This window comes from Dyadobacter sp. (assembly GCF_051859145.1).
Taxonomy (GTDB): domain Bacteria; phylum Bacteroidota; class Bacteroidia; order Cytophagales; family Spirosomataceae; genus Dyadobacter.
The window spans coordinates 1-14136 of sequence record NZ_JBHYGF010000032.1; the positions used below are offsets into that span (position 1 = coordinate 1).

The 14136-nt window shown below is 40.8% G+C and carries 13 protein-coding genes; 3 read left to right on the forward strand and 10 right to left on the reverse strand.

The annotated features are described in order from the left end of the window. Nucleotides 1–229: 229 nt before the first annotated feature. Both ACTIE6_RS02795 and ACTIE6_RS02800 read left to right on the forward strand, forming a co-directional pair. Nucleotides 230–400, forward strand: coding sequence for a hypothetical protein (locus tag ACTIE6_RS02795; RefSeq protein ID WP_439555181.1), 171 nt, complete (start codon nt 230–232; stop codon nt 398–400). A 182-nt stretch (nt 401–582) separates the two neighbouring features. After that, entirely contained in the window at nt 583–1242 is a 660-nt protein-coding gene (locus tag ACTIE6_RS02800) for an oxidoreductase (protein ID WP_439555182.1), read from the forward strand. Nucleotides 1243–1331: 89 nt separating this feature from the next. On the opposite strand, the gene ACTIE6_RS02805 is transcribed toward ACTIE6_RS02800, so the two are convergent. Then, on the reverse strand, nt 1332–2327 hold the full coding sequence (locus tag ACTIE6_RS02805) for a hypothetical protein (RefSeq protein WP_439555183.1): 996 nt from the start codon (nt 2325–2327) through the stop codon (nt 1332–1334). A gap of 354 nt (nt 2328–2681) precedes the next feature. Between ACTIE6_RS02805 and ACTIE6_RS02810 the strand changes: the two genes are divergently transcribed. Beyond that, on the forward strand, nt 2682–3392 hold the full coding sequence (locus ACTIE6_RS02810; RefSeq protein ID WP_439555184.1) for a helix-turn-helix transcriptional regulator: 711 nt from the start codon (nt 2682–2684) through the stop codon (nt 3390–3392). A 35-nt stretch (nt 3393–3427) separates the two neighbouring features. Here the strand turns inward: ACTIE6_RS02810 and ACTIE6_RS02815 are convergent, their stop codons facing one another. The 9 genes from ACTIE6_RS02815 to ACTIE6_RS02855 form a co-directional block, all read right to left on the reverse strand. Beyond that, the gene (locus ACTIE6_RS02815; RefSeq protein ID WP_439555185.1) at nt 3428–3799 is read right to left on the reverse strand and encodes a SnoaL-like domain-containing protein; all 372 of its coding nucleotides are present in this window, start codon (nt 3797–3799) and stop codon (nt 3428–3430) included. Nucleotides 3800–3889: 90 nt separating this feature from the next. Further along, a complete protein-coding gene (locus ACTIE6_RS02820) occupies nt 3890–4306 on the reverse strand; it encodes a DUF2809 domain-containing protein (RefSeq protein WP_439555186.1) in 417 nt (138 codons plus the stop codon). 45 nt (nt 4307–4351) lie between these two features. After that, nucleotides 4352–4639, reverse strand: coding sequence for a hypothetical protein (locus ACTIE6_RS02825; protein WP_439555187.1), 288 nt, complete (start codon nt 4637–4639; stop codon nt 4352–4354). A 291-nt stretch (nt 4640–4930) separates the two neighbouring features. After that, nucleotides 4931–5953 carry a hypothetical protein gene (locus ACTIE6_RS02830; RefSeq protein ID WP_439555188.1) on the reverse strand — a complete coding sequence of 341 codons (1023 nt, stop codon included), beginning with the start codon at nt 5951–5953 and terminating at the stop codon, nt 4931–4933. Nucleotides 5954–6008: 55 nt separating this feature from the next. Then, entirely contained in the window at nt 6009–7787 is a 1779-nt protein-coding gene (locus tag ACTIE6_RS02835) for a restriction system-associated AAA family ATPase (protein WP_439555189.1), read from the reverse strand. After that, the gene (locus ACTIE6_RS02840; protein ID WP_439555190.1) at nt 7784–9517 is read right to left on the reverse strand and encodes a restriction endonuclease subunit S; all 1734 of its coding nucleotides are present in this window, start codon (nt 9515–9517) and stop codon (nt 7784–7786) included. The genes ACTIE6_RS02835 and ACTIE6_RS02840 overlap by 4 nt, the downstream gene beginning before the upstream one ends. Continuing rightward, nucleotides 9514–11091 carry a type I restriction-modification system subunit M gene (locus ACTIE6_RS02845; protein WP_439555191.1) on the reverse strand — a complete coding sequence of 526 codons (1578 nt, stop codon included), beginning with the start codon at nt 11089–11091 and terminating at the stop codon, nt 9514–9516. The genes ACTIE6_RS02840 and ACTIE6_RS02845 overlap by 4 nt, the downstream gene beginning before the upstream one ends. A gap of 1 nt (nt 11092) precedes the next feature. After that, complete coding sequence (locus ACTIE6_RS02850) at nt 11093–11470, reverse strand: hypothetical protein (RefSeq protein ID WP_439555192.1); 378 nt, start codon at nt 11468–11470, stop codon at nt 11093–11095. After that, nucleotides 11470–14136 (reverse strand): type I restriction endonuclease subunit R (locus ACTIE6_RS02855; RefSeq protein ID WP_439555193.1); only part of this gene is annotated, 2667 nt, incomplete at its 5' end. The genes ACTIE6_RS02855 and ACTIE6_RS02850, both read right to left, overlap by 1 nt.

A 14136-nucleotide genomic window follows, 5' to 3' on the forward strand; every position in this document is an offset into this window, starting at 1 on the left:
GTGGATGTCGCAAACTGGCGAAAAGCGGGCGGACAATATTTTGGAAAGTGGCTGGTTGCTTCATTAACGAAGCAGATTAATGGAAAGATAAATGTCGATTCTGAGCAGGGTTCGCGGTTTTTGCTCAATTTTCCACTTGCCTGAGCGACAGTAGAACAGTTTGGCACGGTTTTGTGTATGATAGGTAACATATCATCAATAAAATAAAAACCAATAAATATTAGCAATCATGAAATCATCTGCCAAAACCGCTTACGAAACAAACCAGGAGTTTTTTGAAGATCAAAATATGCTCGCAGATACCAATCCTTTTCAACGCTCAGCAGCCGCTGTGATGCAGAAGCCAGGCAAGAGACCAAGGATTATGAAGCCGGTATACTCCGTAAGACTCGCTCAGTAAGCACACGCTACGCCCATTACATTGCCAGTGCAGGAATTCAAGAACCTGCATTGGCAATTTTTTTATACACATTGGATTGGTTTTCAAGTCACTTTAGTGTCCTACATCTGTTTCTCTTGCCTGAAAATGGTTAGATTTGATCATATGCGTTCCACTGTTGTCTAAACTTCAAATTGCTACAAATGACATCTAAGAAAGCCATATTATTCGGAGCAAGCGGCTTCATTGGTTCCTATCTCCTGGAAGGGCTTTTGAACGATCCTGACTATGCGCAGGTAACTGTTGTCGTCAGGAAAAATCTAGACAAATCTAACCCAAAACTCAAAGTGCTGATTGGCGATTATAACACACTGCCCTCGTTGCGAAATGAGATCATAGCTGACGATGTATTCATCGCCCTCGGTACTACCAGGAAAAATACGCCCGACGAGAAGGTTTATTACCAGGTGGATCACGATTACCCGGTGCTCGCAGCCCGGATCGCCAAGGAAAATGGCGCGAAGTCTGTATTTGTAGTGACTGCGGTAGGCTCCAATGCGAACTCAAGTGTTTTCTACGTACGCACCAAAGGAGAGACGGAACGGGACATGATCGCGCTGGATATGGAGCACACGCATATTTTCCGCCCTTCCATGATCATGGGGAACCGACAGGAGCGCCGCCCGCTCGAAAAATCGTTCATCGGGCTATTTTCATTAATCAACCCGCTGCTGATCGGCCCCGCTAAAAAATACCGGGGAATTCAGGCGAAAGACATAGCCAAATCAATGCTAGCCGCCGCCAAAAAAACATCGGGCAAAGTGCAGGTTTACGAATGGGAGGAAATGGTGGGGTTGGTTTGAGGGTGTGGTTTTGAAGAACTGGATATGTTCAAACAACGTCCGGACATTAATGGTAGTGTAGCTAAGCGAGCAGGTGCTACACTAACAACCTAGTTATCCAATTTCAAAATTCCCAACTTATATCCTATCCCAAATCCAATCCAGGGTTGGTAAGCGTAATCCCATTTCCTTCCCTCTTTTGATAATGGAATGTCGAGGCCGCCGAAAAAACCTAATTCAATTTTTTTTATTCCTAGCCAGCCACCGAGACCAAATTGCCAGCCAAGCTGATTTGAGTTTTTCTTAATAGTATTATCAACGGTATCGGCAGCAAGTGAAATTTTGATCGGTCCGGTAAACAATGATGCCATAAAAGCAAGGTGCTCTCCGCTGCGCTTTGTGTCACTGTAAAATGACGAATTTCCCCATTTTACACCAGTGTAAAAACCGACATTAACCTCTGTTGTAACATCAGCCGGAATATCAACCTTTCGCCCGTCATTCATTCTTTTTGTCCGTGAAAAGCGATATTTCAAAGGCATCGTCGCTGCCCCAAACTCTATTTGCTTGTATGAAAACCTTTGGACATACAATGGGGGGAGGGTCAAATCCTTCCGCTTTTTAAACACATAATAATATTTGCCTCCTTCTGAAGGATTGATCGGAATAGAGTCAATCGTCTTTTTTGCTACGTAGTCACTTGCCGGGCCTTGTTTAAAAGAGCCCTTTTCATTCCGATTATCCATTGACCAGAATTCCACCTCGATGGAGTCACCCTTTGCGTTCTGAATAAGGTTGGCACGAGTATAACCGCCATTCTTTTTTTTCGAAAATTTAACGGCCGGTGCATACACAAGTTTAGTTTGTAATTCCGAGTACTTTTTTGTGACTGTCTCGGAAATAAGCACCGTCGATTCATGCCCATTTTCATCTGTAACTTTTCTTTTCGTCACAGTTATCACATCCTTCTCGCATGGCTGGTATAGCACATGAACCAGAGCCATTGTCGGCCTGATTTTGTAAAATTTGTTAAAGGCTTGCCCATAAACAAGTTGAACATGTCCGCAAAGAACGAATATTAAGAATGCTAAGAGCGATCTTTTCATTTCAGGAATGTAGTAGAGGTTGGAAGTACGAAGGGGAAGATAGGAAGAGAATTGTACGCAATAAGATCACAGACTCTATTTTTTTGCCTTCAATTTTTGATAACTTATTAAACGGACATCTTTTGGTTAGGTCCTTCAAAACCCAAAAAAGCACTGTCGCCAACAGTACTTCCAATTCCTAAACTTTGCCAGCCATCTTCTGGAATCCTCCACAAGCAAATTCACATCAAAAGGCGCACCATTATTTGTGAGATTCGCGAAGTCTAACATTTGCTATAATTTTAAATTGTTTTTAATGCCAGATTAGATAGAAATTCCCATTATGAATGAAGCTTGTCTTAATTAACGGTCTGCATGGACAATGATATAAAAAAACTATCCCGAGTTACCGCTATTCTTGTTCAATTTTTATCGAGAAAAATGGTCAACTCGAAAACGCTGGCTGAGAAATTTAATGTGAGTATCAGGACTATTTATAGAGACATCAAACTATTAGAAAGTGCTGGTATTCCGATTGTTACCGAAGAAGGAAAAGGTTACAGCATTATGGATGGATATAAATTGCCACCTATTATGCTTACGGAGACAGAAGCAAACGCATTGTTAATAGCTGAGCTTGTCATTCAATCCAGCAAAGACACATCGCTCATTAAGGAATTTGCAGCGGTAACAGCAAAGATCAAGGCAGTTTTGCCACGCCGGTTAAGGGATGAAAATGAGAGTTTAGAAAAAAAGATCGGTGTATCTAATACTTATATTGATAGTTCTCCCAAGAGTGACCTGCTTCTTGAACTTCAAAAGCCACTGCTTTCACACAAGCTGATAGAGGTTGATTATGTAGACAAATCGGGTGAAAAATCCTGGCGTGAATTAGAGCCATTTGCATTATATGCAAACCAAAATAATGAATGGGTCTTGGTTGCATTTTGCAGGTTGAGGAATGACTTTCGATCCTTCTCACTCGTCAACATTACTAAGATGGTTGTTTCAGACAAATCCTTTATTCCGCAGTCAATTACCTTTGAGCAGTACCTTGCGAGGACGTATGGAAATAAAAAAGGCTGATCGAAATCAGCCTTTGTGTTTAGAAGTTGTTTGTGTTATGCAAAATCATCATAAAAAAATTGTTCTTTAACGATTTTGCCGTCACGCACTTCAAAAACGCAAATTTGTTCTTTGTTTTTGCGCTGCTTTCCTTTCATTTTGACGTCCATTCCCGTCATCATTGAAAAGAAGAAGGTTGAAACGACTATTTCGCTCATGTAGCTGCCAAACATTTCGTCAACCTGAGAGAAAAACAATGCTTCTTTTTCTTTAAGTGCGGCGAGGCCTTCAATAACCAGCGGCAAGTTGCTGTCATTTTCGGGCTCAATGCTAACAGCATCATGGCTGTATAACTCATTCTGAATCTGCTCATACTGATGAAGCTTAATCAGTTCATAATACCTTTCGGCGACCTGTGCTGTTGTCATAATAGTTTGTTTTGGTTACTCAGCAAAGGTCAAAGGTCGGTTTGACAACAGTGTGTCAGGGCTGTGGGTAACAGCTGAAAATTTATGAATTTAAACTGGACGCAGCTTTCGTAATATCAAAATCTCCACCATCACTCCAAGACCCACGCCCACCGCGTAACAAACCAAATCACTCCAAACAAATGTAAACCCAAGTACCAACCCGCCCAGTGGCATCTGCCGTATGCGATCAATCCACGGCGCGTGGTATAGCTGGCTAAGCTCAATGCACACCGAAAATCCAAGCGCCGCCGCGGCCACCTGCCACGCCGGCCATTTCCGGAAAATAAATGCCAGGCCAAAGAAAACCATCATGGCCCACAGCGCATCGCCCACATAAAGCCTGATAAATGCATAATGCCCGAGCAGCCGCCGCGACAAAAAACCGGCGAGCATGACACCGGCTGTTAATGATCCGTAAAGCAGACGGTCCCTGACCGGAACCTGCGAAGAAGAAATGTTACGCATAGATAAAAAAACAAAAAAGGACTGTCGCCAACAGCCCTTCCAATCCTAAACTTTCCCAGCCATCTTCTGGAATCCCTCCACGAGTAAATTCACATCAAAAAGCGCTGACTTCTCAGCCGTATCGAACGGCACATCCGAATGATAAAGCGCCAAATCATGCACCATTTTGAGCGATTGCGCCAGCTCCTTGCAGCCCTGACATTCGATGAGGTACCAAAACTCGGCTTGTGAATCTGTCAGCGGAGTGCTGGCGTTTGATGCGTGACGTGCATCGACCGCGGGGTTAGCTGAATGTACATTTGAGCTAACACCTGAACCATCCAAAGTTTGCATGAAAAATGGTTAAGTGTGAAAAATAAGGAGAGGTCACCGCAAACTTTGTCAAAGAGCCAACTTTGATAGGTTTCGGGACTTGCACCCGTATGCCTCTCCAAGGCCATTTTGTCCTACGATTTAACATTGGCTCAATAATTAATTTTCAAAGTTTGCGAGGCAAATATAGGAAATTCTACGACTACCAGGAACGACCTCAACACGAGAAGAAGCAGATTATTTGCCTGCGATGAATCCTTCGTGAACTAGTCAGACACCTTATTTATCTCCTTTAACCACGATTATGAAAAGTTATATTATGATAATGCCATCTAAATTAGCCTCACAATTAGGGTCATTCATAATAAATTCATCAAAACATTTCATTAGAACGCCATTGTTCCATTTCAGTGGAGTTGCAAAATCGTCCAGAATGTCATCTTTGAAGTCTGCAAAGGGAACATTATTCTTCTTACACCTTAAGGAGTGTTTACTTACAATCCGATCTTTCCATTGATAGCTATCGCCAGCAATTTTAGCTTTATATCTACTCTCAATATTGTAAATCTCTAGCCATCGGGTTTTCCTACGTGTGTTAGCAGCTGGGATGCATTCTATTGATAGTGTCCAAGTATCAATCTCACTCAAATCCGTGTCAGTAGCATTGATGGTTAGTTGAATGTTATGGTCAGGAAAGGCAGAGCTATACGGATAATATAACTCTGCCTGAATTTGTGGATTGCTACGAGGTTCGAAGGGAATGTCCTTCTGACCTTTATTTCCAGACTTATTACAGTAATCACAAATCGGCGTCAAATTATTGAAATCAATACTACAAAAGGGATAATCACCCTTTGATAAATAATGGTCGTATTCATTTTTAGCATCGTCATAATCAGTTAATAAATTTTCCATGCCACAGAAAGGACAGACAGATAATTTATTTTGCTCACGAAACTTTTCGAAATGGCCTTTGAGCGAGCCGCACCTATTTTTTATAGCATCATAGTCATCCTTTGCTGTCAACATTGAGTATAAGGCTCCTTTTGATCCATATAATGCTTTCAAAGAATCTTGTATGCTTACCGGCAATTCTGAAAACTTTGCTGGCTTTATTACATTGTTACATATCTGTTCAATACTGCTGTTGTTGTTATATGCCTGCTGCACCTCTGTTTTCTCCGCAGGTGCTAAAGCGACATATGCTGTAAATACAGCTTTTAATTTTTCATCAAGTACTCCATGGTGATCAATGATAGATTGAAAATCGGCATGTATCAGATTAGCATAAGTTGGGCTAACTTCTGCGAATAAATGCGTAAAGAAGTGACCCATGTAACTATGCATGTTGTTAATGGGGTGAGTGATCTGTTGATAGAAATACAGCATGCTATGTCCCTTTCTGTTCTATTTCTTCTTTAATGGTTCTAAGTCGGCTGAACAGGTCAAATTTTTCTACCGAATCACCGAATTCGGTATTCAGGCGATCAACTACTTTTCTCAATCCTTCAAGCGTTGTAATGTTATCTACCATTTCCTTCAATTCTTTTTTTGCCATTTCTGAAATTGTTTCCTCTTTTTCAAAAATTTCGTCTAGCAGGATAGTAATGGAAGTGCCGTAGGTTTTAATGGTAGGGTTCTCCAAAACAATAATTCCATTTATTTTGGTAAAACGGTACACATCCTCCGTTATCGAATCGGAAATAACAAATGGACTATGTGTAGTTAAAATAACTTCCTGTTTCCGCACCTTTTCTATATTTCCTTTACTATCGATGGCTGTGGCAGCCATATAATTAAGCATCTTGATGAGCTTTGCTCTCCACTTAGGATTAAAATGGGTATCGGGTTCGTCTATTAAAAACAGGCAACCTTCCTGTTCCATCATGAGGACGGTTCCGATGACTTCATTAAACTGGTGCTCGCCATCTGACAAGGATTTATAATAGATGTTGCGGGGTGGTTTAGAGGCATCAATTTGCTTACTGATTCGAATTTGCTCGATGCGAAAAACCAGCCTGGAAGGTTCGGGCTTAGACATTTCGTCAGAAAGGTTGTAAGACCTATGGACTTGAAGCATCAAGTCGCGGGTTTTCTTTTCTACAAGGTATAAATTGAAAATCTCTAATTCATAAAATAACTTAAATAACGTGAAGGCGTCTCTGAAATGATAACCAAAGGCATTCTTCACTTCTTCATTAATAAGAAAGTCGAGGATCAAAAGGTTATGGGCATCTACTTTTTTCTCTATCCAGGTGGTTGCACACAATTTTATACGTTCTAGGTTAGCCGCCAATGCATCATTAACCGGAATAACCTTTTGATAAAGCTCATCAGTATTTAGGGTTATGCGAAACGCCTGCAGCTCACTGATCTGCAATACGTCTTTTAGCATGTTGGCCTTCCTCTTATCTGCTAGTAAAATATTGGAGACGAAAATTGAGAAGTTGGTGCTGTAATCGAGAAAGTACAGGCGATGATTATCGGCCAGCGGCGCATCTATCCTTCTATCTTCGTAGGTTTTAAAGTAATGGTATTTCAGTTTGTAATATGGGTTGCTGAGTAGCTCATTTTGACCTGAAGTGTAGGCAATTATCTTTTTTGGTAGTAATGCTCCTGTGTATTGCTTTATATCCCTTGATGGTATATTTGTATCCCTATTAAGAAGACTGTATTTCGGAGCTTCGTTCAATTGTTTGGAAATATGCACATGGACATAATCCCCTTTCCATAATTCGGTAAGGTACTTATTTTTCTGTGTGGTTCTAATAGTATTTATTTCTCTCGCAAACTTTTTCTCAAAACCTTTATGGGTGAGTTTGGTAAGCGGAAGATTGTTTCTAATGTAGGTCTCTACTTCATTTTCTATCTCATCGACAAAAAACAGAACTACTTCTTCGGCTGTTTCGGGTAAAAGATATTCTATTTCAAAGCCGAAGGCCCTGGTTGTTTTCTCAGTGTCAGGAACGGTGTTTAAATGACAAATCTCCAGAAAATAAAAAATCTCCGAGAACAGCTCCAAAAAATTAGATTTACCACTACCATTGAGACCAGCAAAAACTTTAGTGGAAAGCCTATTTGGGCGAATGGTATGGTTAAACTCATACAGTCTGTTGGCTGCGAGACTACGAAAGTTGCTGCCTAATATTTTCACGCTGATCAGTTTCATGCTTCTTTGGCTATGCGGAAGTAGATACCCGAGCGCATATGAATTTCTTTGTTTTCAATTATGTTGAAATCCTCTTTATGCAATGTCAGGGAAAAATTTTCGTCTTCCGCATTGTAAAAAGATTGAGTGAGCTTTAAAAACGGGTTGGTTTGCCGCTGTTGCATTTCATCCATTTCCACATTTTGTACCGCCGAATATATAAACGTTTTCAGATCTTCGGCTTCATTCAGACGTGGATTAGCTTTTAACTCCTCGGATGAATAATACTGAATTGATTCAGACAATTTATTTTTCCGCATAAAGTTAATCAGCATCTCAAAATTAAAATGCTGATCTTTAAATCGTGTCTTGATCCGGTTGGCTAATGACTGCCAGTTTAATACATCATCCTTCTCTGCATGCTTTTTGTTTTCGCCTTTCTTATATACATTCAACGTTTTCGGTTGGTTGAACTGCCAATCCTCAGTTCTATCGTTGGTAGCAGTAAAATATTCTTCTTCCTCAACAACATTTAGACTGTTTAAATCCAATTCTCCTTTAAACGCCTTCTGACTTAATGAGTCGTTTAGATTTTCCAAATCAGCTAAACTGCGTTGAAATTGAGCTTTAAGTATTTCAGCTTTTTCAACGATGATTGCAAATTGATTTTGGAGGGTAATAGGCGGCACAATTATTTCTAGCGATTCTAAGTCTTCTTTCGTCAAAGCTTCTCTTGTTGCTCCCTTTGATCGGGCTTTCTTTAATAAAAAGTTTTGATATGTTTTGGTAGTGAACAACCTTGCAAGAAAAACATTATTTACTATATCTTCATTAGGTCGAATGATAGCGACATGTTGATTAACCCTTGCTGGTAATATTTCATTTTTGACGACACAACAACGTGCAACAGATGCGCCGGTAATATTTAGTAACACATCATTTTCTTTCACCACGACATTTTGTAGATTTACAGCTTGTTCTTCGTTAATAAAAGCCAAATCATCAAGAATCAAGACATCATTATGAACGTTGAGGCTTCGTATTAAACTTATTCCTTCGGAATGGTAACTTTCTTTACCACCTCTCGGGGTGGCTCCAGAACCTATCTTCGAACAAAAAGATGATAATGTGAGTGTATGCCAGTTCCGTTCATTTCTCACAGGATCACCAAACATTTTCAAAAATGTACTTTTCAAAATTTCATTCAAAAGATTAATATTTTCCTTACGTTGTTTTACAAGTGTTTCTGCTTTATTTAAAACAGTGACAATTTTAATTTGATCCAACAAAGATGGTAATTTGAATGTTATTTTTGACAAATTACCTCTTGAAATTCTCTGCCTCGTGGAGCCAGAAATAAATTGATTAATTTTAGTTCGGAAGGACGTATCGTTTATTTGAAATTTAAGCCACTCAACATTAGCTATATTTTTATCCGGCCTAATGATGCAGACATCGACAACGGTAACACATGGTTGAGGTAGGCCAGGAAAAATACATGCCCTGCCAATTGGATCTGGCATTCTCGCTACCAGTAAATCTCCCTTAGCTAGAAATGTGCATCCTAACCTCTCAGCGGTTTCCCGATTTAGAAATCTATTTGATTTATTTATAAAATATCCATCTCCTATATCGGCAAGCTGTAACAATCTAACTTCCCCTTGCGGATCTTGATCTTTGCTTTCAACCCAATCCCCATCAATAAAGACTCCTTTTTTTCCAATTATTTCATCTATACACACCTCTATCATAGCATTGCTTTTAAATCGCTAATGTTTTGGATTATTTCATTCTCACTAAGCTCAAGCCTATTCAAAATTTCTTTGGGGTCCTCGTAATTTACTTCCTCGTATATTTCTTCCTTATACTTACTCAAATTCAAATCATATTCCTTTTCCTCAATTTCTCTTTTAGGTACAAAAAAATGTCTCTTACTGCGGTCGTTTTCATTTTTCGCGCTTCGTTTTTTATAGGCATCAATAATCAAGTGCAAGTCGCCGAAATCACGACTACCGTTTGGCATTTTCAATTCGCCCCGTTTGTCATCAAGACTCCTGCCGTCGCTCAACATTTCATAAAACCATACATTTTTCGTTTCACCCCCTTTTGTAAAAATGAGTATAGCCGTGGCAACACCTGCATAAGGCTTAAATACACCATTAGGCATGCTGATGACGGCTTTCAACTCGCATCTATCGAGCAGGATTTTACGAACATCCTTAAAGGCATTGCCACTACCAAATAGTACTCCCTGGGGTACTACTACGCCTGCCGTGCCGCCCATACGCAGCATTTTGTAAATACGCTCCAGAAATAATAGTTCCGATTTTGTGGTAGCTATGCTAAAGGTTTCATTGAGGTCGCCTTTATCGATGCTTCCTGTAAAGGGCGGGTTAGCTATTACAATATCATAGGCATTATCCTCATTGTAGTTTTTGCTTAGGGTATCTTTGTAATCTATTTGCGGCTTGGTGATACCATGCATCATTAGGTTCATGAGCCCTATGCGGATCATGGTGGGGTCAATATCAAAACCGAAAAAGGTAGCTTCATTAAGCATTTCTTTGGCTTTGTCGTCTACCAGTTTATCGGCTAGCGTACCACGGATAAAACCATTGTCATCGGGTTCTTTATATTTGTCACTGGTAAAATGTGAGATGATGTATTTATAAGCGCCCAGCAAAAAGCCTGCTGTGCCGCTAGCAGGGTCGGCAATACGATTACCTAATTGCGGTTGTACCAATTCTACAATCAACTCTATTACATGAGTGGGCGTACGGAACTGCCCATTTTTGCCCGAGCTCCGTAACTCATCCAGCAGGTATTCATAAAAATCGCCTTGCGCATCTATAAAGCGGTTTTCCTTTTCAAGCTCTGCATAAATAGTATCAATAGTTTTGGTCGCTTCCGTTAGCATACGACCACTTGGTATCAGGAACGTAGCGTTTACCATGTGCTTAGTGAAAAATGAGTTGTCATCTTCCAGTTGCCTGATGAACGGAAATACACGGCTTTGAACGTGTAGCAGCATTTCATCACTGGGCATTTTAGTCCAGTAACTCCAGCGCAGGGTTTCTTTATCCACTGCATTTTTGGGATCCTTATCATCTAAGCCCGGTGGATAATATTCGCCGGAGAAGATGGAGGCATATTTTTCTCCCAGGAAATCAGCATTGCTCAGTTTCCTCTTATCCGTTTCATCCAGTTGTTTCATAAACAGCAGGTAAGTGATCTGCTCTATAGCATTTAAGGGATTGGATATGCCACCACTCCAGAATTTGTCCCAGAGTGTAGAAACTTTATTTTTTAATGATTGCGTTAGCATTTTACCAGTCGTTTTTGAAATTTCTATAATTATCAGGGGCAAGCCAGAATTCATAGCATTCAGCTATAAGCTGGTTTTCCCATGTTTTGTTGGTCTTTAAGCTTTCCCAGTTTGTTCCATAAAGCTGTTCACAAAGCTTGTAAAAACCATCTCCTTGTTCTCGCATTCCATATTGATGAGTAATCAGGCAGCTTATTAAAGGCCTACCTCGTTCATATTCATGTATTGAAACCTCTCCCAGCCATTCGCCTATCAGATCCCTGTCCAATGAATTGGAAAAATTCAGCCCTAACTGAAGTTGGTCATTTAGTTGAGAGTAAGACCAAGTTGTCCGTAACCTTGCCAGGTTAATGAGCTGTGTCCTAATAGCTGTTGTCATTATGCAGCCAGTTGTTGTATGAATAAAATAATTTCGTCAATCTCTTTGTTGGAAAATACACCTCGGATACCATCGGGATGAATGCCAGTGAATGGAGCACCTATCAGGTCTTTTTTCGCTACATCACCTTTCTCAATCAGGAATCCCCGTAGCAGGTTCATAAATTCCAGTTGGCGGGTATTTAAGTAATTGTGTGAAGCAATAAAATGATCGAACGAACGAGACACTGTATCGGGAAAGGCTTCTAGCATTTCGATGCCGAGAATATGCTTGATAAATTGTAGTAGTTGTGCTTTGTGATGATTGTACGCACGGCGCAACAGATCAAGCGTAATATGAGGATGTTCGTCATGTAATAACTCGACCAATTGTCCGGCTTCCACCTCAGTAAGACTATGGCCTTGCTTTATTTTTTGCACAAGCGGGCTTGCGGCTACCAATCCATTTATCTTTTGCTCTACCAGTTCACGGTACCGGGCGATGCTCAATGATTCATGCTGCGGGCCAAATTCCACATATTCTTTGGTATGCAGTACATCCTGCAGGTTAAACTTAGCGGGCCCAGCAGCCATTACCGGTGATTCTCTGAAGTACATTAGTGGTGCCAGTTTCATAATCAACTCATCCAGCCTTTCTTCTGTGATCGTTGACCAGAAATAATTGGTTTGGCTCTGACGTATCAAGGCTTCTTCCTGCGCAACAGTGTTGACGAATAACGGCAGTTCCCCAATCTCTTCCTTAATACTTTCTTTCAGGGTTGCAAATTTTTGCTTTTCATTTGTGAGGTGTGCTAACGAAACTTCTACGATATCCTTCTCAAAACGCATGGCCTTGTAATCGGCGTTGGATATGGTTCTCAGCAACGGCTTTATGGATACTCTTAAAAAATCTATCTTATTGGCAGTCAAATCGTTCCAGAAATGCTTGCCTTCCAGTTGATGTAAATCTTTACGAGCATCCAGAATTACTACAGAGTTAGCAGGTAGTAACGCAATCTGTTTTTTAAGTTTGTCGATTTCTTTTTCGGCGATGGCATTTTCTCCAATCTCCTGTGCCTTTTCTATTTTATCTAACCGTACACCAAACAAGCGAACAGGTAAAGGTATTTGTGGTTTTAAGGTTTTGCCCTGAGGGTTAAGTTTGAAATATTCGAAGTTATCCCAGCAATCCAATATCAGAAATTCCTCCTTTTCGGTACACCAGGGTTTGATTTTGCTTTGCTCTAGCAAACGAGTACCACGACCGATCATTTGCCAAAATTTGGTATAGGAATAGACCGGTTTGGCAAACACAAGATTGGTTATCTCGCGTATATCCACGCCTGTATCCAGCATATCGACACTGATCGCAATTCGAGGCATATCTTGATTGGTGAATTGATCTAGCAATCCACCTTTTCCGTATACTCGAGGATCGTCACTTACCAGAACTTTAGCCAGCTCACCCCTAAATTCGGGATACAATGCATCAAATATTTGCTCTAAGCGCCGGGCGTGAGCTTTGGTCATACAGAAAAAAATCGTTTTGCCCGGCAGCACACCATTTTCATCTTTGATGCATTCTTCCATAAACTCCCGTACAATGAGCGCATTAGTGCCGCGGTTGATGACAGTCTTCTCTAGTTCTGTTCCGTCATAATTGATCTCCTGCACCTCTGTGCCTTCCAATATCAGGCGCTTTTGGTCTTCCAGCGAAATGGTTCTTTTATTAATCCCTTCCTCTTGAAACTTCGTTTTGATTTTCATTACCTGGAAGTTGCACAGATAAGGAGGTACGTGGTTCACTGCTTCGTCATACGAGTATGCATAGGTGGGAAGGCCGTCTTCGCATTCAAACAATTGGAAAGTATTATGGTCAATTACGTCAGTAGGTGTTGCAGTAAGCCCGAGAGTAATAGTATTAAAATAGGTCAGCACCTCCTGATAAGTGTTGTAAATGCTGCGGTGACTTTCGTCCACGATTATCAGATCAAAAAAATGCGGGGAAAGTGGTTTGCTATCGCTACGGATAATATTTAGCATCGTGGGATAGGTAGATACATATATGCGCCTGTCCGTAGCAATTTTTGTTTCATTCTGATGCGGCCAGCGAGGTTCATTAGGCAAATGTTCTTTGAAAGCATCTAGCGCCTGATCCTGCAAGGCGATACGATCCACTAAAAACAGGGTTCTTTCAGCCCAACCTGCCCGCATCAATGCATCCACCAAGGCAATACAAGTTCTTGTTTTACCTGTACCTGTTGCCATAACCAACAAGAATGTTTTCTTCCGTCTTTCAACAGCTTCCAATACGGAACGAATGGCAGCAATCTGATAATCGCGACCGGCAATTGTTGTATTGATTAACTCACTTGCTAAATTCTTCCTGGCTTTGCGAATGTAGGCGTAACGTTCTAAATCTTCTCTCGAGGGAAACGCATACACTTTTTGGGGAGGATAATTTTCTAAATCCCAGAAATAGATATCGTGGCCGTTCGTATAAAAGCAAAAAGGCAATACTCCGCCCTGTTTGTTTTTAATATGATAGCAATACTGTTTGGCCTGTTCTCTTCCAATTGCGGGATCCGCAGCGGTTTTTTTTGCTTCCACAACAGCTAAGGCTTTACCATCTTTACCAAGCAATATGTAATCGCTGAACTGTACGCCGTAAGGTGCTAGGGGCTCATT